Origin of the sequence: Micromonospora sp. WMMD1219 (assembly GCF_049315215.1) — a bacterium.
In the GTDB taxonomy this organism is placed as follows: domain Bacteria; phylum Actinomycetota; class Actinomycetes; order Mycobacteriales; family Micromonosporaceae; genus Micromonospora; species Micromonospora tulbaghiae.
Window position 1 is genome coordinate 1,871,032 of sequence record NZ_CP186057.1, and the last position, 19,909, is coordinate 1,890,940.

Annotated in this window: 18 protein-coding genes; 4 read left to right on the forward strand and 14 right to left on the reverse strand. The window is 71.4% G+C overall.

The features are described from left to right. The first annotated feature begins 363 nt into the window (after positions 1-363). Together ACN27C_RS09045 and ACN27C_RS09050 are read left to right on the forward strand one after the other, a co-directional pair. On the forward strand, positions 364-1,413 hold the full coding sequence (locus ACN27C_RS09045; protein WP_162959263.1) for a hypothetical protein: 1,050 nt from the start codon (positions 364-366) through the stop codon (positions 1,411-1,413). A gap of 28 nt (positions 1,414-1,441) precedes the next feature. Next, entirely contained in the window at positions 1,442-1,801 is a 360-nt protein-coding gene (locus tag ACN27C_RS09050) for a hypothetical protein (RefSeq protein ID WP_162959264.1), read from the forward strand. On the opposite strand, the gene ACN27C_RS09055 is transcribed toward ACN27C_RS09050, so the two are convergent. The 7 genes from ACN27C_RS09055 to ACN27C_RS09085 all read right to left on the reverse strand — a co-directional run bounded on the left by ACN27C_RS09055 (position 1,798) and on the right by ACN27C_RS09085 (position 9,495). Further along, positions 1,798-3,438, reverse strand: a complete 1,641-nt coding sequence (locus ACN27C_RS09055; RefSeq protein WP_422750920.1) for a cation acetate symporter — start codon at positions 3,436-3,438, stop codon at positions 1,798-1,800. The genes ACN27C_RS09050 and ACN27C_RS09055 overlap by 4 nt on opposite strands. Beyond that, a complete protein-coding gene (locus tag ACN27C_RS09060) occupies positions 3,438-3,788 on the reverse strand; it encodes a hypothetical protein (RefSeq protein WP_176739863.1) in 351 nt (116 codons plus the stop codon). The genes ACN27C_RS09055 and ACN27C_RS09060 overlap by 1 nt, the downstream gene beginning before the upstream one ends. A 262-nt stretch (positions 3,789-4,050) precedes the next feature. Then, entirely contained in the window at positions 4,051-4,713 is a 663-nt protein-coding gene (locus ACN27C_RS09065) for a DUF5701 family protein (RefSeq protein WP_233585500.1), read from the reverse strand. Positions 4,714-4,780: 67 nt separating this feature from the next. Further along, on the reverse strand, positions 4,781-5,548 hold the full coding sequence (locus tag ACN27C_RS09070) for a LytR/AlgR family response regulator transcription factor (RefSeq protein WP_013289288.1): 768 nt from the start codon (positions 5,546-5,548) through the stop codon (positions 4,781-4,783). Further along, positions 5,545-6,768, reverse strand: coding sequence for a sensor histidine kinase (locus tag ACN27C_RS09075; protein WP_422750921.1), 1,224 nt, complete (start codon positions 6,766-6,768; stop codon positions 5,545-5,547). The genes ACN27C_RS09070 and ACN27C_RS09075 overlap by 4 nt, the downstream gene beginning before the upstream one ends. A gap of 33 nt (positions 6,769-6,801) precedes the next feature. Beyond that, positions 6,802-8,310: a sugar transferase gene (locus ACN27C_RS09080; RefSeq protein ID WP_187690269.1), complete on the reverse strand. Its 1,509-nt coding sequence runs from the start codon at positions 8,308-8,310 to the stop codon at positions 6,802-6,804. A gap of 324 nt (positions 8,311-8,634) precedes the next feature. Then, positions 8,635-9,495 (reverse strand): Fpg/Nei family DNA glycosylase, encoded by an 861-nt coding sequence (locus ACN27C_RS09085; protein WP_047890506.1) that lies wholly within the window; start codon positions 9,493-9,495, stop codon positions 8,635-8,637. A 24-nt stretch (positions 9,496-9,519) separates the two neighbouring features. Between ACN27C_RS09085 and ACN27C_RS09090 the strand changes: the two genes are divergently transcribed. After that, the gene (locus ACN27C_RS09090) at positions 9,520-10,770 is read left to right on the forward strand and encodes a glycosyltransferase family 4 protein (RefSeq protein ID WP_358170544.1); all 1,251 of its coding nucleotides are present in this window, start codon (positions 9,520-9,522) and stop codon (positions 10,768-10,770) included. Between the two features lie 119 nt (positions 10,771-10,889). Here the strand turns inward: ACN27C_RS09090 and ACN27C_RS09095 are convergent, their stop codons facing one another. The 4 genes from ACN27C_RS09095 to ACN27C_RS09110 form a co-directional block, all read right to left on the reverse strand. Then, complete coding sequence (locus ACN27C_RS09095; protein ID WP_422750922.1) at positions 10,890-11,612, reverse strand: CDP-alcohol phosphatidyltransferase family protein; 723 nt, start codon at positions 11,610-11,612, stop codon at positions 10,890-10,892. Beyond that, positions 11,587-12,654 carry an iron-containing alcohol dehydrogenase family protein gene (locus ACN27C_RS09100; protein WP_282311859.1) on the reverse strand — a complete coding sequence of 356 codons (1,068 nt, stop codon included), beginning with the start codon at positions 12,652-12,654 and terminating at the stop codon, positions 11,587-11,589. Before ACN27C_RS09100 ends, ACN27C_RS09095 begins: the two co-directional genes overlap by 26 nt. Continuing rightward, on the reverse strand, positions 12,642-13,373 hold the full coding sequence (locus ACN27C_RS09105; RefSeq protein WP_121683234.1) for a sugar phosphate nucleotidyltransferase: 732 nt from the start codon (positions 13,371-13,373) through the stop codon (positions 12,642-12,644). Before ACN27C_RS09105 ends, ACN27C_RS09100 begins: the two co-directional genes overlap by 13 nt. Positions 13,374-13,443: 70 nt before the next feature. Further along, positions 13,444-13,899: an NUDIX domain-containing protein gene (locus tag ACN27C_RS09110; RefSeq protein ID WP_233585397.1), complete on the reverse strand. Its 456-nt coding sequence runs from the start codon at positions 13,897-13,899 to the stop codon at positions 13,444-13,446. 112 nt (positions 13,900-14,011) lie between these two features. Between ACN27C_RS09110 and ACN27C_RS09115 the strand changes: the two genes are divergently transcribed. After that, positions 14,012-14,404, forward strand: a complete 393-nt coding sequence (locus tag ACN27C_RS09115; RefSeq protein WP_013289279.1) for a cyclic nucleotide-binding/CBS domain-containing protein — start codon at positions 14,012-14,014, stop codon at positions 14,402-14,404. A 98-nt stretch (positions 14,405-14,502) separates the two neighbouring features. Here the strand turns inward: ACN27C_RS09115 and ACN27C_RS09120 are convergent, their stop codons facing one another. The 3 genes from ACN27C_RS09120 to ACN27C_RS09130 form a co-directional block, all read right to left on the reverse strand. Further along, entirely contained in the window at positions 14,503-17,559 is a 3,057-nt protein-coding gene (locus ACN27C_RS09120) for a malectin domain-containing carbohydrate-binding protein (protein WP_422750923.1), read from the reverse strand. A gap of 245 nt (positions 17,560-17,804) precedes the next feature. Further along, a complete protein-coding gene (locus ACN27C_RS09125) occupies positions 17,805-18,824 on the reverse strand; it encodes a glycoside hydrolase family 26 protein (protein WP_187691026.1) in 1,020 nt (339 codons plus the stop codon). A gap of 144 nt (positions 18,825-18,968) precedes the next feature. After that, entirely contained in the window at positions 18,969-19,901 is a 933-nt protein-coding gene (locus ACN27C_RS09130) for a sulfotransferase family protein (RefSeq protein WP_120572598.1), read from the reverse strand. Between the last annotated feature and the right edge of the window lie 8 nt (positions 19,902-19,909).

Genomic DNA, 19,909 nt, shown 5'->3' on the forward strand with positions numbered 1-19,909 from the left:
AAACGGGGTTGCAGCGACCAGAGCGGCGAAGAGGACAGGGCCGACGACGACGGGGGGGACGGTGGGAACCCATCCCTGTTCGCCGCCACCCCGACGGATGCGACTTCGGATACAACGGGAGAGGGAGCTGAGCGGACGAGCGACGCCTCGGAGCATGTCCGGGGCGGCGGCCCCGGCCGTGGCGAGGCGTCAGAACGACCGACTCCTAGATTCCTCCGGTCGGACACGCACCCCACCATCCTCCAGACCGATGCCGGGACCTTGCGACTCTGGCCCCGATGGGCGGCGGTCGACCTGACTGTTACGGCGGCCTCGCACGTCAGGGTGCGGTTGGCGGGCGCGACGCGCTGGTTTCGGGCGGGAATGGTGCATCTGGAGCGATCAACCGGCGTCGTCGGGAGCAATTGCCTGCTTCGGCAGGAGGAACACTTCCACCTTCATCACCTCGAGGTCTCCTTCGATCTTCTGGTCGAATCTCAGGCGGTGATGGAGAGTCTCCGAAAGGCGATCGCCGAGCCGCGCCACAGTTGGCGCGTCCAGCAGTTCCAGCGCGTGGTGAGCAGGACCCTCGGTGCCGAGCGGCCGTCAGACGTCGTCGACCAAGTGAAGATGCGAGTCCGGGAGCCCTGTTCCGTGACCGCTCGGGCCTCGACCCTTGTCCTCGGGGACAGCAAGAAGGTGACCCGCGAGGTGAGGTTCATCAGCGAGTTGACCACCATCAATGCGGCCGTGCTGCTCGCCGCCGACTTCGAGCTGGCGGCCGCCTTCATCAGCCGCCTTGCGTCGGGTGAGGGCGCTTCTCGCGAGGAACTGACGACTCTTTTCGCCGATGCCGCCGGCCACGTTGGAGACTTGGATCTGATCCGGGGAGCCACGGACCTGCGTGACCCAGAAACGAGCGTATTCCGGGCGCAGGGCCAGGAGATGGTCGATAACGCGGTCGGCGTGCTGATCGGTAGTGGCAACCAGTTGGATCGGAGCGTGACGGTACGGCGTCCCGACGGAACTCTCCGGCTGTTTCCTGGTTTCGAAGAAGTGTTCGAGTTGGCAGCACAAGTGCGGCGACGCGAACTCGAACAGCGGGAAGCCATCCTGACAGCGCGGGAGCGGGCGATGAAAGCGAGTTTCCTGCTCGCCAATCGGCAGCGAGGGCTGGATGCACGCGAGCGTGGACTGGGTGCACGCGAGCGTGGACTGGACGTACGGGAGAGGGAGCTGGACACACGCGAGCGGAGACTGGATGCACGCGAGAGGGAGTTGGCTGCACGGGAGAGAGAACTGGACACGAGTAAATCGCGGATTGCCGGCCAGGAGCGCTCGCCGGGTGAGAGGCGACGTGGGCCGGAGAACCGACTGGATGGGTGGCCGAAGGATCTCGGTGACCGGGACGACGGCTATGGCTTTGGTTTCTGACGCCGAGCCGGCGCGGAGGAGAGGCAACATGACAAAGTGGCTGCTGCCGCTGACCATGGGGATGGCGCTGGTGGGCATCCTCGTATTCCTGTCGAGTCATCAGTTGGGAGCCGCCAGCCAATACGCCGCAATCGGCAGTTTCGTCGTGGCCTTCGCCGGGCTCGGTCTGAGCCTTTGGAGCCTGCGACGGAAAGCACGCGGTGGCGAGACAGGAGAGGCGTCACGTCCTGATCCGGTCGCTGGCTCGGCAGTACCGTTGGCGGCACCAGCTGCCAGCACCACGTGGAACGTGACTGGCATTGACAGCAATATGGTCAATAACCCTCAAAAAGAGGTCTACATCGGCTCGGAGTACGGACCTAAACCTCGGAAGAAGCGCAAGCGCTAGAGGCGCAGCGCCTCCGGGGTGTGCAGGCGGAGCATTGTGGCGCCGACGTCGCGGGGCAGCCGCCGCCGGCTCGCCATCGACACCACCACCATGACGGTGAACGCCAGCGGCACCGTCCACGCCGCGGGCTGGGTGGTGAGCGTCGCCGGCCACCCGGTCAGCGGCGGGCCGAGCACGGTGAGCAGCACCGCGCCGACCGCCGCGCCGCCGCCGACCAGCACCCCGGCGGCGGCGCCCAGGTCGGTCAGGCCGCGCCACCAGATGCCGAGCACCAGCAGCGGGCAGAAGCTGGACGCGGCCACCGCGAACGCCAGCCCCACGACCTGCGACACGTCCAGCCCGGACACGTTCAGGGAGAGCACCGCCGGCACCCCGCCGGCGATCACCGTGGCGATCCGGAAGCCGCGTACCGAGCCGCGGCCCAGCACGTCGGTGGAGATCACCCCGGCCACGCTCGTGAGCAGGCCGGACGAGGTGGACAGGAACGCCGCGAACGCGCCGGCGGCGACGAGCGCGGCGAGCAGCCGGCCGGTGGTGCCGTCGCCGAGCGCCGCGCCGGGCAGCAGCACCACCACCGCGTCGGTCTGGCCGCTGACGAGCAGTTGCGGGGTGTAGATGCGGCCCAGCACGCCGTAGACGGTGGGCAGCAGGTAGAAGACGCCGACGAGCGCCAGCACCACGAGCGTGGTGCGGCGGGCCGCGGCGCCGTCGGGATTGGTGTAGAAGCGGACCAGCACGTGCGGCAGGCCCATCGTGCCGAGGAACGTGGCCAGGATCAGCGAGTACGTGGCGAACAGTCCCCGGTCGTCCTCGCCCGCCGTGTCCGGCAGCAGCCATTCGGTGGCGCCGGTCGCCGCGCCGGACACCTCCGGCACCGGGTCACCGGCGGCGAACTCCAGGCGGTCGCCGGGGCGTACCTCCCGGATGTCGCCGTCGGGCAGGGTGAGCGTCGCGCGGTGCTCGACCACGACAGTGGTCGCGGTCCGGAACGTCGGGCCGTCGGGCGGGGTCACCGCCGGGCGGGCGTCGGCCTGCCACTGCAACGCCAGGAAGATCGCGGGTACGGCGAGAGCGGTGAGCTTCAGCCAGTACTGGAACGCCTGCACGAAGGTGATCGCCCGCATGCCGCCCAGCGCCACGTTCGCGGTCACCACCACGGCGACCAGCAGCGCGCCGAGCGGGTACGGCGAGCCGGTGAGCGTGGCCAGCGTCAGCCCGGCGCCCTGCAACTGCGGCACCAGGTAGAGCCAGCCGATGAAGATCACGAACACGGTGGCGAGCGTCCGCAGCCGGCGCGAGCCGAGCCGCACCTCGCAGAAGTCGGGCAGCGTGAACGCGCCGGAGCGGCGCAGCGGCGCGGCCACGAACAGCAGCAGCGCGAGGTATCCGGCGGCGAAGCCGACCGGGTACCAGAGCACGTCCACGCCGTACTTGAGGATCAGTCCGGCGACGCCGAGGAAGCTCGCCGCCGACAGGTACTCCCCGCCGATCGCGGCGGCGTTCCAGGTGGGGCTGACCGCCCGGGACGCGACCAGGAAGTCCGAGGTGGTCCGCGCCAGCCGCAGCCCGTAGAACCCGATGCCGACGGTGACCAGGGTGACGGCGACGATCGCCGGGACCACGTAACCGTTGGACATCAGTGTTCCGGCCGTCGGATCAGGTCGACGAAGTCCTGCTCGTTGCGTTCGGCCAGCCGCACGTACGCCCAGCCGACCACGATCAGGAACGGGAAGGACACCACGCCGAGCAGCAGCCACGGCAGGTTGACCCCGAGCACTGTGACCCGGCCGACGGTGGGCGCGATGGCGAACAGCCAGGGCAGGCCGCCGAGGCCGATCAGCACCAGCAGGCTGAGCCGCAGGGCGAGGGAGAGCTGGGCGCGCATCAGCCCCTGCACGAGCGTCTCGCCGACCGGTGTCTGCTGGGTCAGCTCGGATCGGGTGCGATCGGCCGGGTCGCCCGTCCGGGAGACCTCGGCCAGCACGATCCGGGTCCGCTTCGGCGCGGCGGCCGGCGCCGACGGGTTTCCCGGCTCGGCGGTGGGTGGGGACGCGCGCGGGCCGGGAACCGGGGCGGCCCCGACGGGCCGCCCCGAAGGTTGCTGTTCCTCGGCTCCGGTCACCCCCGGCAGTCTCGCCCGCTCAGCGGGATTGTCAAGAGCACGGTTCCGAGCCCTGTGCACAACCTGTGGATAACGCTTCACGGTTGTGGATAACCCGGTGGATGGCGTGGAGTCATTGTGGACAGCGTCAGTCCAGCCCCACCCGTACCGGGTTCGCGGTCGCCGAGCCGAGCCATGTGTGCGGGTTGCCGAACCAGCACCAGCCGAGCTTCGGCGCGCCCTGGCTGATCCAGAGCGCCGGCACCCGCCGGTCGCCGCAGCGCGACCCGACGAGCGAGAAGCACCTGTTGCTCGCCAGCGCCTGCGGGTGCAGCGTGACGAACGCCAGCCCTTCGTCGATGGTGATCGGCAGCCGGTCCTTCGCGGTCATGTCCTCCAGCGCGGCCGACGGCGGCAGGTTGCGGTACTCCTCGCCCCGGTCCACGTCGAAGAGCAGGTACGCGGGCCTGGGCGGCACCTCCAGTTCCTTGATCGGGTCGAAGGTGGGCAGGTCGTCGGCGGGGAAGTTTCGGTCGAGGACGCCGGTCTTGCGCTTGCCGGCGAGCGTGGTGAGCGCGATCCGTTCCGGCACCGGCACCAGCTCCCGCGTGGTCACCAGCAGGAACGGCACCCGCGCGTCGGTGGGGCCGGCCAGGTCGGCGGCACCGGTCACGGCCGCGTCGCGCAGTGGGGTGAGCAGCGTCCGGAACTCCTCCTCGGTCTGTCCGGCCAGCGCCGGGTAGCCGAGTTGGACGAGCCGGTCGAGCTGGCGGTCGAATTCGGTAGCGGCGTCGAAGCGGTCGTCGGACATGCGGTCCTCCACCCTGTCGTACGGTCTGCCGTACATTGTACGTCAGCGTCGACGGTGACCCCGCCCCTCAGCGACTCCAGTCCTGTTTCGCGGCGCGGACCAGCTTGTCCTTCAGCTCCCGGGTGTGCCGCCGGCTCACCGGCAGCTCGGATCCGTCGATCACCACCACGTAGCCGGAGTTGACCAGCCGCAGCTCGGCGATGAGCCGCAGCTGCACCAAATAGGAGCGGTGGATCCGGACGAACCCGGCGTCGGCCCAGCGCTCGGCCAGCGTCGCCAGCGAGACCCGGACCAGGTGCGACCCCTCCGCCGTGTGCAGCCGCGCGTAGTCGCCCTGTGCCTCCACCCACCGCACCGCCGAGCGGGGCAGCATCCGGGTGGTACCGGCCAGCTCGATCGGGATGGTCGGATCCTCCTCCGCCCGGGCCAGCGCGGCCGGATGCGACGGCACCACCCGGGAGCCGATCACCCGGCGCAGCGACTCGGCCAGCCGCTCGGCGCGTACCGGCTTGCGCACGTAGTCGGTGGCGCCCAGGTCGAACGCGTCCACCGCGCCGTCGTCGTACGCGGTGACGAACACGATCGCCGGCGGGCGGGCGAACCGGCGCAGCACCCGGGCCAGCTCCATGCCGTCCAGCCCCGGCATCCGGATGTCGAGGAACACCACGTCCACGTCGTCGTCGCGCAGCACCCGCAGCGCCTCGGTCGCGTCCCCGGCCGTGTGCAGCCGGGCCACCCGGGGATCGGCGCGCAGGTGGTACGCCAGCTCGTCGAGCGCGGGCGGCTCGTCGTCCACCGCCAGCACCCGGAGGAATCCGGTGCCGGTGACGGTCATGACGACGCCCGGACGCCGGGGTGGAACTTCGGTACGCGCATGCTGACCTTCGTACCCGAACCCAGGCCGGTCTCCACGACCAGGCCGAACCCGTCGCCGAAGACCGACCGGAGCCGTTCGTCGACGTTCGAGAGGCCGACGTGCTGCCCCGGGTCGTCGGCCGGGTCGCCGGCCGCACCCGACACCTCCGCGATGCCGGCGGTCAGCGTCGTCGGATCCATCCCCACCCCGTCGTCCTCCACCGTGATGTGACACTCCGCGCCCGCGTCCCGGGCCTCGATGCTCACCATGCCGGTGCCCGGCTTGCGGGACAACCCGTGGCGGACCGCGTTCTCCACCAGCGGCTGGAGGCAGAGGAACGGCAGCGTCACCGGCAGCACCTCCGGCGCGATCTGCAGGCGCACCTGGAGCCGCTCGCCGAAACGCGCCCGCTCGATGGTCAGGTAGCGGTCGATCGAGCGCAGCTCCTCGGCGAGCGTGGTGAACTCGCCGTGTGCCCGGAACGAGTAGCGGGTGAACTCGGCGAACTCCAGGATCAGCTCCCGCGCCCGCTCCGGGTCGGTGCGCACGAACGAGCCGATCGCGGTGAGCGCGTTGTAGATGAAGTGCGGGCTGATCTGGGCGCGCAGCGCGCGCACCTCGGCCCGCGCCAGCCGCTCCCGCGACGACTCCAGCTCGGCCAGCGCGAGCTGGTCACCCGCCCAGTGCGCGGTCTCCAGCGTCGCCTGCACCAGACCCGGGGCCGGGCGCTCGTCGGCCACCGCCACCAGCGCCCCGACCACCCGCCCGTCCGCGCGCAGCGGCGCCACCACCGCGCCGCGTACCGGGCAGTCGACCAGGTCGCAGTGCAGCTCCGACTCGCCCAGCACCGTCGAGCGCCCGCTGTCGGCCGCCCGCCGGGCCGCCGCGACCAGCTGGTCGCCGTGGTGCGCGCCCTGCCCGTCGACCGCGAGCAACGCGTCCCGGTCGGTCAGCGCCAGCCCGGCCGCGCCCACGAGGGCCCGCAGATGGCGTACGGCCTTCGCCGCGTCCCCCGCGGTCAGGCCGGCGCGCAGCGGCTCGGCGGCGAGCCCTGCCGTGTGCAGCACCTCGTACGTGGCCCGCTGCGTGGCGGTGGCGATGCCCCGCCGGCCGCGCAGCCGCAGCACCGCCCAGAGCGCCGCGGCCAACGCGGTGATCAGCGAGACGACGGCGAAGACGGCGGAGAGGTTGCCACCCACGCAGCGATCCTGCCGGGTGCCGGCCCGGTAGCGCTAGTACGCGCCCTTGCGAGCAAGCACCACGCCCACGGTCCGCCACAGGATGCTCAGGTCGTACGCCAGCGACCAGTTGTCGACGTAGTAGAGGTCGAGCCGGACCGCCTCGTCCCAGGACAGGTCGGAGCGGCCGGAGACCTGCCACAGACCGGTCATGCCCGGCCGGACCAGCAGCCGGCGCCGCACGTCGCCGAGGAAGTCGCCGTCGTCGGCGGGCAGCGGGCGCGGGCCGACGAGCGACATCTCGCCCCAGAGCACGTTGATCAGCTGGGGCAGCTCGTCCAGCGACGTGGCACGCAGGAAGCGGCCCACCGGGAAGACCCGGGGGTCCTGCTTCATCTTGAACAGCATGCCGTCGGTCTCGTTCCGGTCGACCAGGCCGGCCAGCCGCTCCTCGGCGTCCACGTACATGGTCCGGAACTTCCAGACCCGGAACGTCCGCCCCTCGTGGCCCACGCGGGGCTGGCGGAAGAAGACCGGCCCGGGGTCGGAGATCCGGATCGCGACGGCGATGGCGAGGAAGAGCGGGACCAGCAGCAGCAGGCCCAGCCCGGCGGCGACCCGGTCCATCAGGTTCTTGGCCAGCAGCGCCGGCCCGGACAGGGTCGGCTCCTCGACGTGCAGCAGCGGCAGGCCCTCGATCGGGCGGATGTGCACCCGGGGGCCGGCGATGTCGGTGAGCTGGGGCGCAACCACCAGGTCGACGCCGGAGCCCTCCAGCTGCCAGGCCAGCCGGCGCAGCTCGCCCGGCTCGGCGCTGGCCGAGCCGCAGACCGCGATCGTGTCGCCGCCGACCTCACGTACCAGGGCCAGGACGTCGCGGCCCGCGTACACCGGCACCGGGGTCTCCAGGCCGCGCGCGGCGGCGTACCCGTCGGTGAGGTGGATGGCCACCGGCACCAGGCCGACGGACGGGTTCCGGGTGACCGTGGTGTAGACCTCCAGGCACTCCGGAAGCGTGCCGACGAGCACCATCCGGTGCCCTGCGTGGCCGGCGCGGCGGCGCAGCGCGTGCAGGCAGGCCCGGGCGATCATGCGGCCGAGCACGATCAGCAACATCGCGCCGAGCAGCGCGAAGCCGACCGTCCATCGGGACAGGGAGTAGGTCTTCGTGGCGAAGGCGATGAACGAGACCGCCGCCGCGACCGCGACGCCCGCCCGGATCACCCGCTTGAACTCGTCCGGGCCGAGACCCAGGTAGCGCCGGTCGTAGGCCCGGTTGCCCCAGAGGAAGAGCAGCCAGCCGAGCGGCAGGAGCACGAACGCCACGGTGTAGAACCAGGCTTGCGGCGAGTTGCGGAAGCCGGAGTCGGCCTGCTCGAAGATCTGCACGGCCAGGAAGCTGGCCAGGGCGGCCGCGCCGAAGTCGAGCAGCAGCAGGAACCCGATGTAGGGCCGGTGCCACCGGGACACCCGGCGCCGGGCGCGGGCCCACGCCGACCGGGGTACGCCGTTGTGCGACGGCGGAGTCGGCGGCTGGATCTCAAAGCTGTCGACGTGCCGCACGCTCTTGCTCCGGCCTCTGTCGGTTACCGGGCGCTGGAGGCTTGTCGTCACCTCAACCCATGTCCTCCCGCATGACCCGCGTCCTCACTCGGCGTGAGGGCCCGGGTCGCTCACCGTCCCAGTCTCCCACGCGGGCCCGGCCCGGACCGGCCCCCGCGAGGAAGCCGTTCCGCTGGTGCTCGGTGAGATCTGGCCGGCTCCGAATCAGTTGTGAAGCCGGGGACCGAGCCACTATACCGATGGATGACGGCTCGGGTAGAGGGGCGGACCGGACCTTCGGTGATCGCGGGTCGATTCCGCTCGGTAACCGGCGAATGCCATTACTCACCGTACGAGGCGGGACAACCTTCGGTCAGCCAGCGGCTTCCCGCCGGTCTGACAGGTGGGGCAGTACTGGAGGCTCGAATCGGCGAACGAGACCTCCCGCACGGTGTCGCCACAGACCGGACACGGCAGTCCCTTGCGGGCGTGCACCTTCAGGCCCGAACGCTTCTCGCCCTTCAGCTCCGCGGCCCGCTGCCCCATCGATCGGCGTACCGCGTCGCCGAGGACCGTGCGTGTCGCCGCGTGCAGACCGGCGAGCTGGTCGTCGGTGAGCCGGTCGGTGATCGCGAACGGCGAGAGCCGCGCCGCGTGCAGGATCTCGTCCGAGTACGCGTTCCCCACCCCGGCGAGCACCGCCTGGTCGGTCAGCACGCCCTTCACCTGACCCCGGCGGCTGCGCAGCCGCTCGGCGAATGTGGGCAGGTCCGCCTCCAGCGCGTCCGGCCCGAGCTTCGCCACGCCCGGCACCTGCGCCGGGTCGGTGACCAGGTAGGCGGCCAGCTTCTTCTGGGTGCCGGCCTCGGTCAGGTCGAAGCCGGAGCCGTCGTCGAGGCGTACCCGCACCGCGATCGGGCCCTTGCCGGGCCGCAGCGGGGTCGCCGACGGGAACGCCTCCCGGTAGTGCAGCCAGCCCGCCCGGGCCAGGTGGACCACCAGGTGCAGTCCCTCGTCGAACCGTACGTCCAGGAACTTGCCGTACCGGCCGGCGCCGGTGACCGCACGGCCGGCGACCGCGCTCGGCGGCGGATCGTACGTCTTCAGCGCGCTGATCGCGGCGACCTCGAACCGCTCGACGCGGCGGCCCACCGCACGCTCGCGCAGGTAACCGGCGAGCGCTTCCACCTCCGGAAGTTCGGGCACGGTACAACGGTAGCCTTCTTTCCCGTGAGAATCGTGGTGGCGCACAACCGGTACCGGGAAGCCCAGCCCTCCGGCGAGAACACGATCGTCGACGCGGAGATCGCCCAGCTCACCGCCGCCGGCGTGGAGGTGCTGCCGTTCCTGCGCAGCTCGGACGAGATCCCGGCGATGTCCAAGCCGGCCAAGGCGCTGCTGCCGATCTCGCCGATCTGGGCCCCGAAGGCCCAGCACGACCTCGACCGCCTGCTCACCGAGCACCGGCCGGACGTGTTGCACCTGCACAACCCGTACCCCCTGCTCTCGCCCTGGGTGGTGCGGACCGCGCACAAGCGCGGTGTGCCGGTGGTGCAGACCGTGCACAACTACCGGCAGGTCTGCTCCTCGGGCCTCTACTTCCGAGACGGCGTGATCTGCCAGGACTGCCGGGGGCGGACGCTGGGCGTACCGGCGATCGTGCACCGCTGCTACCGCAACTCCCGGGCGCAGAGCGCGCTGATGGCGACCACGCTCGCCGTGCACCGCCCCACCTGGAAGTCGGTGGACCGGTACATCGCGCTCACCACGGCTGTGGCTGATCATCTGCGTGACTACGGCATCCCGGACGAGCGGATCGTGGTCAAGCCGAACGCGGTACCCGACCCGGGCACCCCGGCGCCGGCCGGGAACGGCTTCCTCTTCATGGGCCGGCTCAGCCCCGAGAAGGGCCTGGACCTGCTGCTCTCGGCGTGGCGGCGGCACCCGGTGGGCGCGCTCGGCCCGCTGCGAATCGCCGGTGACGGCGAGCTGCGTCCGCTCGCCGAGGCGGCCGCCGCGGAGCGACCCGACGTGCTCTACCTGGGCCAGCTCGACCGTCCCGGGGTACGCGCGGCGCTGGCCGACAGCTCCGTGGTGCTGGCCACCTCCACCTGGCACGACGTGCTGCCCACGGTGATCATCGAGGCGCTGGCGGCCGGGCGGCCGGTGCTCGGGACCGCACTCGGCGGCATCCCGTACCTGGTGGGCGCGGACGGCCCGCGTGAGCCCGCCGGCACCGGGCCGGCCGAGGTGGCCACCGCGGTGCCGGGCGACGGGCGGGTCGCGTTGCCCTCCGGCGTGCGGCGCGGCGAGGCCGGCTGGGTGGTGGCGCCGGAGGCCGACGCGCTGGCGGCGGCACTGCCGCTGGCCGCCGCCGAGGCGACCGCGCTGGCCCCGGCGGCCCGAAGCCGCTACGAGCGCACCTTCCACCCCGACGTGATCACCAAGCGCCTGATCGACATCTACGCCTCGCTCACCTGACCCCCCAACCGCGTCGATCTTGCAGTTGCGGCCCCGACAAAAGAGGCGAATTGCCCTCCGGAGGGGCGGCAACTGCAAGATCGACGGGGACGGCGGGGGCGGGAGAGGGCGGGAGGGGTTCAGCGCAGGGAAGCGCGGGCGGAGAACGCGATGCTCGCCAGCAGGAAGCCGCCGTTGACGATCGTGAACGCGACCATCAGCCAGAGCGCCAGCGCGGGCGCGAACGCCAGCACCAGGCCGGCCACGAAGATCACCGCGCCGTAATCGCGCACCAGCTTGACCAGGCGCACCGGGAGCGAGGTCGAGGTGACCATGCTCGCCGCGTTCGGCCCGGACTGCATCACCGAGGTCACCAGGTTGACCATCCAGGTGCCGGCGAACACCGCCACCAGCCAGACCGGCGTGGACGGGCGCTGCGCCACGGCCGTCGCGCCGATGGCGGCCACCAGCGCGATCTGGGCGGCCACGTCGCAGAGCACGTCGATCCGGGCGCCGGCCGCGCTGCCCTGACCGGTCACCCGGGCGAGCTGCCCGTCGGCGCAGTCCAGCGCATACGCGATCTGCCAGGCGACCAGGGCGACCAGCCCGACCACCCAGGCCGGGACGGTGCCGGCGGCCACGTCGTCGGCGAGCGCCACCACTGTGACCGAGGCGGCCAGCCCCAGCACCAGGTTGGTCAGCGTCAGCGCGGTCGGGCGCAGCCCCAGGCGCTGGGCCGCAAGCGCGAAGGCCGCCCCGATCCACTGGCTGATCGACTCGCTGAACAGGCCACCTCCCCGGTTGACCCGGTGGAAGTCGGCGACGGTGGGACGGGGCTCAGCCAATGTGGTCGCGGAGGGCACCGGCGTAGTCTGCCAGCCGCTCCCGCGTCTCGGTAGCCGACATCGCGAGGTGTTCGAGGATGGTGTAGCGGTCCGGCCGGGTGGCCGGCGCGAACTGCACCGCCTCGACGAACTGGTCGTCGGTCAGCTCGACCTCGGCGGGCAGCCGGGGCAGCCCGTGCCGGGTCAGGCAGGCCGTCATCTCGGCGAACCGGCGCTCGTCGCCGCGCAGGTACGTGCAGAACAGCGCGCCGAGCCCGGCCAACTCGCCGTGCGAGGCGGTGCCGGGGAACAGCGCGTCGATCGCGTGCATGATCTCGTGGCAGCCGCCGCTGCACGGCCGGCTGGTGCCCTCGATCGCCATCGCCAGGCCGCTGGAGATCAGCGCGTCGGCGAGCACCGTGACGAAGCCGTCGTCGCTCATGTCGCCCGGGTGGTTGAGCACCGCCTCCGCGCCCGCCCGTGACAGCGAGGCGGCCAGCCCGTCGACCCGCTCACCGCGTACCCGCCGGGCCAGTTCCCAGTCCGCCAGCGCGCTGATGTTGCTGACCACGTCCCCGACGCCGGCCCGGTTGTGCCGCTCCGGCCCGGCCTCCACGAAGTCCAGGTCCACGATCACCGCGATCGGGATGTGCACGCCGTAGGAGCCTTTCAGGCCCTCGGTGATCAGGCTGGCGACCGGGGAGGCGATGCCGTCGTTGGCGAGGCTCGTCGCCACCGACACCATCGGCAGGCCGCGCCGGGTCGCCGCGTACTTGGCCACGTCGATCGTCTTGCCGCCGCCGATGCCGACCACCGCGTCGTACGACCGGGTGCGCAACTTCGCCCCCAGGTCGTCGGCGGCGTCGAGCGTCCCGCCGGCCACCGTGAACACGTCGGCCGAGCGCAGCGACGGCCGGATCAGTTCGGCGATCCGCTCGCCCTGCCCCGGCCCGACCACCACGGCGACGTCGCCACCGGCGGAGATCCGCCCGTCGGAGAGGATCGCCGCCAGGTCGGCCACCGCGCCCCGCCGCACGTCGATGTGCAGCGGGGTGAGGACGCTGCGGGCTAGTAGCGGCACGCGATCTCCCGCGCCCGGGCCAGATCGGCGTGGTTGTCGACCTCGACCCAGGAGACGTCACCGATCGGGGCCGCCCGCACCTCGCCACCGCGCTCGGCGAACTCCTGGTAGCCGTCCTCGTAGTAGAGGTTCGGGTCACGCCGCCAGGTCGTCTCCAGCGCGTCGGCCAGCGCGTCGGCCACCTGCGGCTCGATCAGCGTCGCGCCGATGTACTCGCCGTACGCCTCGCCCGGGTCCATCAGCTTGGTGATCCGGGTGAGCTGGCCGGCGGCGTCGAAGGTGGTCTTCATCTCCTCCTCGGCCAGCGGCTTGAGCGTGTCGACGGCGAGCAGGATGCCGGGGCCACGCTCGGCCAGCAGCGTCTTCTCCACGCTCACCGGGTGCACGGTGTCGCCGTTGACGAGCAGCACGCCCCGGGAGAAGTGCTCACGCGCCAGCCAGAGCGAGTACGCGTTGTTCCACTCCTCGGCCTTGTCGTTGTGGACAAGGGTGAGCGTGACGCCGTACTTCTCCTCCAGGGCGGCCTGGCGCTGCCGTACCGCGTCGGCCGCGTAGCCGACCACGATCACGACCTCGTTCAGCCCCACCTCGGCGAGGTTGCGCAGCGCGATGTCGAGGATGGTGGTCTCCCCGTCGACCGGCACCAGGGCCTTGGGCAGGGTGTCGGTGTACGGCCGCAGCCGGCGCCCCGCTCCCGCGGCGAGCACCATCCCGATCATGCCGACACGCTCCTCTTCTCGACCCGATTCCACCCGGCGAGGATATCGCCGGGCACCGAGCCCCAGTGGTTCAGCCCGTCAGCCCGATCGAGCGCAGCGCGGCGAAGCCGTCCTCAGCGATCCGCCGGATCAGCCCGTCGTTGACGTCCCGGTGCTCGTCGAGCAGCGCGATGTCACGTTCGGCCAGCCAGCGGAACTCGGTGTGCTTGCCGGCTTCCAGCCGGGGCCGGCTCAGGTCGCCGTCCACCCGGATCAGGAAGTCGGTCTCCACCCGGGTCAGCCCGTCGTCGGCGGTGTACCGGTATTCGCCGACCAGGCCGAGCACGTGCGACACGGCCCAGCCGGTCTCCTCGGTGACCTCCCGGCGCAGCGCGTCGTCGATCTCCTCGCCCGGTTCGAGGTGGCCGCCGACGATGTCCCAGCAGTTCGGGAAGAGACGGCGGTCGGGGGATCGGCGTTGGATGAAGATGCGGCCGTCGTCGTCGACGATCAGCGCGCCGGCGCAGCGGAGGGGCTCGGTGGGCACCCTCCGACAGTAGCCATCCGGGCCGTCTCCGGCGATGCCCGTTCTTGTCCCGGTACGCATCGATGGCCCACCATGTCCGTACTCAGTCGCCGTCCCACAGGGGTGATGTGTGATGCAGGTACGGGAAGCGATGTCCAGCGAGGTACTCGTGGTCGGGCCGGAGCACACGCTCCGGCAGGCGGCCCGGATGATGTCGGCCCGCGGTGTCGGGTCGGCGGTCGTGATCGACCCGGACTCCGAGGGGGTCGGGATCATGACCGAACGCGATGTGCTGAAGGCGATCGGAGCCGGGCTCGACCCGGATGTCGAGCGCACCGGAGCGCACCTGACCTGGGACGTCGTCTACGCCGGCCCGGACTGGACGGTCGAGGAGGCGGCCGCGGCGATGGCCCGCGGCGGGTTCCGTCACCTGGTCGTGCTCGACGGCCGGGAGGTGGCGGGAGTGATCTCGGTACGGGACCTGATGCGGGTCTGGGCGGGAGAGCACGCGCCGACCCGTACCTGACCGGCCCCGGCGCGACCGGCGCCGGGAAAGGGCGATGGCCCGGCCGATATCGGCCGGGCCATCGTCGTCATGCGTTCCGTTTCGGTCGTGCCCGCCCGTCAGGGGCCGACGAAGACCGAGGTGCCGCGCCAGTCCACGTCGTCGACGCCCGGACCGCTGAGCACCGTGGCGGAGCCGGTCGGCACGCCGTCCGACCAAGCCATCGAGGACAGGTTGCCGGTGCTCCGGGAGACGACGTAGAGCTTGTCGCCGTCCAGGAACAGGCCGCCCGCGTCGGCGAAGGCGGTGGTGCCGGTGACCGTGTTGCGCTCGGCGCCGACGGTGCCGGTGTCCGGCGCGAACCCGCGCCAGAACAGCGTGCTCTGACCGGCCAGCGAGTAGTAGATCCGGCCGCTCTTGTAGAACATCGCGGTCACGTTCGGCAGTTCCGCGGCGAAGTTGCCGGTCATGCCGGCGTACGTGGAGCCCTCCGGCGCGGAGCCGGTGACGACCGTGTCCCACTTGGCGTCGTGGTACGGGTCGAGCTTCTTGGCGGTGCCGAACTCGCTGCCGTCGAACGACCGCTTGTAGAGGTCGCCGCCGACGCCGTAGAACAGGTCACCACCGACCCAGAACGCGCCCTTGATCTTCGACCAGCCGGTGTTGTCGCCGTTCGACACCGACATCGCGTTGCCGACCGAGGTCGCACCGTCGTACGTGCGCTTGGTGATGCTGTCGACGGTGGTGGCCGGCGGCACCGGGGGCAGCTTGACGATCTCGATGCCCTGCACCAGCGGGTTCTCCAGGACGCGACCGAAGTCGATGTCGATGTTGCCGTCACTGGTGATCGGGAACGCGCGCATGGTGCCCCGGTTGGTGGCGCCGATCGCGGCGATCGGGTCGAAGTTGCTCAACTTGACCACGCCGTCGATGGTCACGTTGAACTTGCGCTTGCCGGCGGTGGCGGTGCCGGCCCAGCGGTTCGCCAGGTAGAGACGCACCTGCACCGGCGTGCCGGCCGGGACCGGGAAGTCCCACTGCATGTCCGGCGCGGGCGACTCGTCCCACCGCTCCGCGTTGAACAGCTCGACCGGCGTGCCCGACGGCACCGTGCCGTCGACCGAGGCGTTCGTGGTGTAGCTGGTCACCTGGTTGCCGGCGTTGTGGTAGGTGCTCGGCGCGGCGGCGGTGTCCGCGGCCCAGGCCGGGCCGCTCGGCGCCGCCAGCTGGTCGCCACCCGCGTTGACCCGGTAGAGCACGTCCGAGGCGTCCGGCGTGGGCGCGGTCTTGACGATCTCGATGCCGTGCAGCAGCGGGTTCTGGAGCACCCGGCCGAAGTCGATGTCGACCACGCCGTCGCTGACCACCGAGATGGACTGCATGGTGCCGCGGTCGGTCCCGCCGGCCGCGACGACCGGGTCGAAGTCGTTCAGCTTGAGCACACCGTCGACGCTGACGTCGAACTTGCGGGCGCCCGGCTTGCTCGTGCCGGACCAGCGGTTGCCCATGTAGATCCGGACATCGACCCGGGTGCCGGCCGCGACCGGGATGTCCCACTGCATGTCCGGCGCGGTCGCCTCGTCCCACCGCTCCGTGTTGAACAGCGTGGCCGGCGTGCTCGCCGGCACGGTGGCGTCGAACGTCGCGTTCGTGGTGTAGCTGGTGACCTGGTTGCCCGTGTTGTGGTACGGGCTGGGCTCGGTGGCGCTGTCGGCGGCCCAGTCCGGCCCGCCGTCGGTGGCCGGGATGGCCGGACCACCGGCGTTGACCCGGTAGAGCACCTCGGTCTGCGCCGCGCGGCCGGCCTGGTAGACGTTGCCCGGCAGACCCTTCGTGCTGGTCGAGTGCGGGGCGTTGCCGCCGTCCAGCGGGAAGAAGGCGAGCCGCTTGCGCTGGTAGTCGAAGTTGCCGATGTATTCCTGGTCGCTGCCCATCCAGAGGCCCTCCGGGGTCACCAGCATCTCGGTGACGCCGTAGCCGCGCGGGTGGCGGCCCGGGTTCCAGGACAGCGGCAGGCCGCTCACCGGGTCGAGCGCCGCGATGCTGGCCCGCGGCACCGCGCCCGGTCCGGCCTTGTCGCGGGCGAGCGGGTTGTTCGACCAGCGGAAGTGACCGCCGACGTAGATGGCCTTCTCGCTGATGCCGACGGAGAGGAAGGTGTCGCCGCCGGAGAAGTTCGTCCAGGTCGGCTTCTGGCCGTCGCCGGTGGCGTCGGTCTCCCAGCGGGCCGCGGAGTCGCAGAGCGTGCCGGGGTACGACGCGCCGGTGGTGACCACCACGAAGTATTTGCTGTCCGGGGAGAACTGGATGTCGCGCACCCACGAGTCGAACGCGGCGTACTTGCAGGCCGCGGAGTAGCCGTCGGTGTTCCAGTCGGCGATCGTGGCCGAGCTGGCGCCCAGGTTGATCCGCACGATCTGGTCGTGCACCACGTCGTCGGCCTTCTTGAAGTTGCCGATCACGACGAGGTGCTTGCCGTCCGGCGAGACGGTGAACTTCTCCACGCCGACACCGGCCGAGGCCCCGTTGTTGGTCGGGGTCCAGTTGTGGTGCTCGGTGAGCGACACGGTGAGGTAGTTGTCCACCGCGCCGGTGGTCGGGTTCAGCGAGGCCAGCCCGTTGCGGTTGGTCGTCGCGGTGACAGTGGTGAAGATGCCGCCGACCAGCAGGTGGCCGTCGACGAGCGCGATGTCGTTCACGGTGCCGTTGAACGCCGGGCCCTTGAACCCGTCGACGGGGGTGCCGTCCGCGACGTTCAGCAGCGCCAGCTTGCGGAAGTTCTTGTCGCCGACCTTGTTGAACTTGCCGGCGACGTAGACCGTGCCCGGGGTCGGGCCGGCGATGATCGCGGTGACGTCACCGTCGAGCACCGGCGCGAACGCGTTGTCGATCTTGCCGGTCGCCTTGTCGAAGGCGAGCAGTCCGCGGCGGTCGACCGGGGTGGGTGAGGAACCCCGGTTCTGCGCGTTGGTGAACGAGCCGCCGACGATCACCTTGCTGCCGGCGTCGTGGATGGCCACGACGTTGCCGTCGTTGATGTTCGGCGTCTTGTCCGAGGGCACCTCGCCGACCATCGTGCTGTGGTCGGGCGCGGGGGCCGTGGCCGGCGCGGCGAGCGCCGGCACCGGTGTGAACAAGGTGGCGATGCCGAGCACGGCAGCGCCGAAGGCGGACACCGAGCGGTGTCTCAGGATCGAGGAAGCCACAGGCTACTCCGGGGGGAAACGTCGGAGGCGCTGCGATCGTGGTCGGTGCCGACATGAGGCGGGGCGTCACTCGACCGACCGCAGACGTGAGAGCAATACCTTCTCGCATTCGGCCGTCGCCCGTCCACCCGGGTTCGGCCTTTTTGGCCGAGGAAACGCCCCGGGTCACACGAAAAGACGAGCGACGATCACCTGGTGGATACGGAGGGTGGTGCTCAGGGAACACTCAGGTCCGGCATCGGCGGTTGGAAGTACGGATCGGTCGCCATCTCCCGGAAGACCTGCTCGCTCTCCGGGTCGTTGCCGAACGTGCTGTCGTAGATGGGTTTCGCCGTCTGCCGGGCGGCGAAGTAGACAGCCGCCTTGATCTGCGGGTGCTTCTTCAGGTACGGCCCGACCTCGCGCATCCAGTCGGCCCGCTGCCCCGGCCGCCCGTCCTGGGTCAGGCCGTACTCGCCGATGATGACCGGCCGCGGATGCTTCTTGGCGAACGCCATGAAGTGGTCCATCCGGTTGGAGAAGCTGTTCCACTCCGGGCTGGGGTAGACGTCGGCGCAGAGCCAGTCGACCTGGTCGTCGCCGGGATAGTAGGCGGCGGCCCGCCGCTCCGGCTCGGCGAACCCGTCGGCGTGCGGGCACCACACCCAGCCCGCGTTGGTGACGCCCATCTCGGTGAAGATGCCGCGGACGTGCTTCCACGCGGCGACGTAGTCCTCCGGCGAGTGCATGCTCGCGGCCAGGTTGGGCCGGTCCATCTCCCACCGGTAGCGCAGCAGCACCGGGACGCCGAACTCCTTGACGTCCTTCGCGCGCTCCCGGATCAGCGAGTCGTAGACGCCGCTGACGGTGGACCGGGTGTCGGTGCCCTGCCACGAGATCATCTGGAGCTTGCCCTGTGCCTGGAACGCCCGCTCGGTGGCACCCGGGAACGGCTCGTTCCACTCGTGGAACATGTGCGCGATGGCGAGCTGGCCGCCGGCCGCCCGGTTGAAGTCGTCGAACGCCTTCGCCCGCCCGCTGGCGTTGTGGAACTGCGGCTTGACCCAGGTGCCGAGCCAGGCCCCCTTCTCGGGCGGCTCCGGCCCGCGTCCGGTGGTGCGGACCGGAGCGGTCCGCGGTGTCACAGTCGGCGGAGGCGGCGCGGACGCCGTGCTCGCCTCGTCGGACCGCTCGGAGCCGATGTCACAGGCCGCCACCGCCGGTGCCAGCAAGGCCAGGCCCAGCACGGCAGCCATCGTCAGTCGTAACCGTCGTACCACCGCAACCTCTCCCCAGGACGGTCGCCGGCCACGGTATGGGGGCCCTGACGAATCCGCGTGGGCGGAGAGGCACGCCGGGCCTGGCGGGCGACCCCTGGCACTCTACCTGTGACGCGCCGCTCAGGCGGGGTAGCCGAGTTGCGTCAGCAGCGGCCCGGCCTGAGCCATCACGTCGGCCAGATCCTTTTCGGTCAGTCGCTGCCGCCAGCGCCCCACCGAACCCGGCCGCGCCTTGGCGAAGCGGGCGTGCAGCGCCTCCCGCCCGGCCGGGTCACGGACCTCCAGGAAGTCGGCCACCACGTCGGCCGCCTCGGCCGGGCGGGTGACGACGTCCTCGTAGCGCAGGTGCCGCACCCGCTCCGCGGGCAGCTCGGCGAGCTGGGTGAGCGCGCTGCTGGTGAACCGCCGCCACATCCAGGCCGACCGGCCCAGGTCGGAGACCTGCGTGAACTCGTCGCGCCGCTCCGGCTCCACCCAGAACCGGGGCGCGGCGCCCCACGGCGTACCGCCCCGGCCACTGCGGCCGCTACCAGTGGACGCCGCGTTCAGCCAGGGCTGCTCGGCGTGCGACACCGCCACGTCCCGCCCGTCCCGGTAGACGTGCAGGAAGACCGCGTCCGGGAAGACCTCGGTCAGGAACGGCACGATGAAGCAGTTCTCCGGGTCCTTCTCGGCGAAACGCAGGCCGCCGTGCCCGGACGCGGCGAGCAGCGCCCCGTAGTAGCCCCGGAAGTAGCGGGCGGCCCGCTGCGGCGTCCAGCTTCCCTCGTAGACACAGCGGGCGACGGCCTTGGTCAGGCGCGGTTCGAAGTGGTACGACACGTCCGGCAGCGCGCCGACGCAACTGCCGAGGAACGTGGTGCCGGAGCGCGGGGCGCCGAGGATGAAGATCGGCCGCTCCACCTTCAGGGTGAGCCGGCGGCTGCCCCCCTCCACCGGCCGTTCCAGCTCGCGGCGTTCCTTGCGGTCCGCCAGCAGGCCGACCGCGGCGAGCTTCGCGGCCTTCACGGTGGACAGGCCGGAGTGCGGGGCGAGGGGGGAGTCGCTTGTCATCGAAGGTC

Bases quoted from the DNA above. Each gene is read 5' to 3' on its own strand.
- ACN27C_RS09045 (WP_162959263.1), top strand. From the start codon at position 364: ATGGTGCATCTGGAGCGATCAACCGGCGTCGTCGGGAGCAATTGCCTG.
- ACN27C_RS09105 (WP_121683234.1), bottom strand. From the start codon at position 13,373: ATGATCGGGATGGTGCTCGCCGCGGGAGCGGGGCGCCGGCTGCGGCCG.
- ACN27C_RS09065 (WP_233585500.1), bottom strand. From the start codon at position 4,713: ATGTCCGACGACCGCTTCGACGCCGCTACCGAATTCGACCGCCAGCTC.
- ACN27C_RS09070 (WP_013289288.1), bottom strand. From the start codon at position 5,548: ATGACCGTCACCGGCACCGGATTCCTCCGGGTGCTGGCGGTGGACGAC.
- ACN27C_RS09130 (WP_120572598.1), bottom strand. From the start codon at position 19,901: ATGACAAGCGACTCCCCCCTCGCCCCGCACTCCGGCCTGTCCACCGTG.
- ACN27C_RS09125 (WP_187691026.1), bottom strand. From the start codon at position 18,824: ATGGCTGCCGTGCTGGGCCTGGCCTTGCTGGCACCGGCGGTGGCGGCC.
- ACN27C_RS09115 (WP_013289279.1), top strand. From the start codon at position 14,012: ATGCAGGTACGGGAAGCGATGTCCAGCGAGGTACTCGTGGTCGGGCCG.
- ACN27C_RS09055 (WP_422750920.1), bottom strand. From the start codon at position 3,438: ATGTCCAACGGTTACGTGGTCCCGGCGATCGTCGCCGTCACCCTGGTC.
- ACN27C_RS09050 (WP_162959264.1), top strand. From the start codon at position 1,442: ATGACAAAGTGGCTGCTGCCGCTGACCATGGGGATGGCGCTGGTGGGC.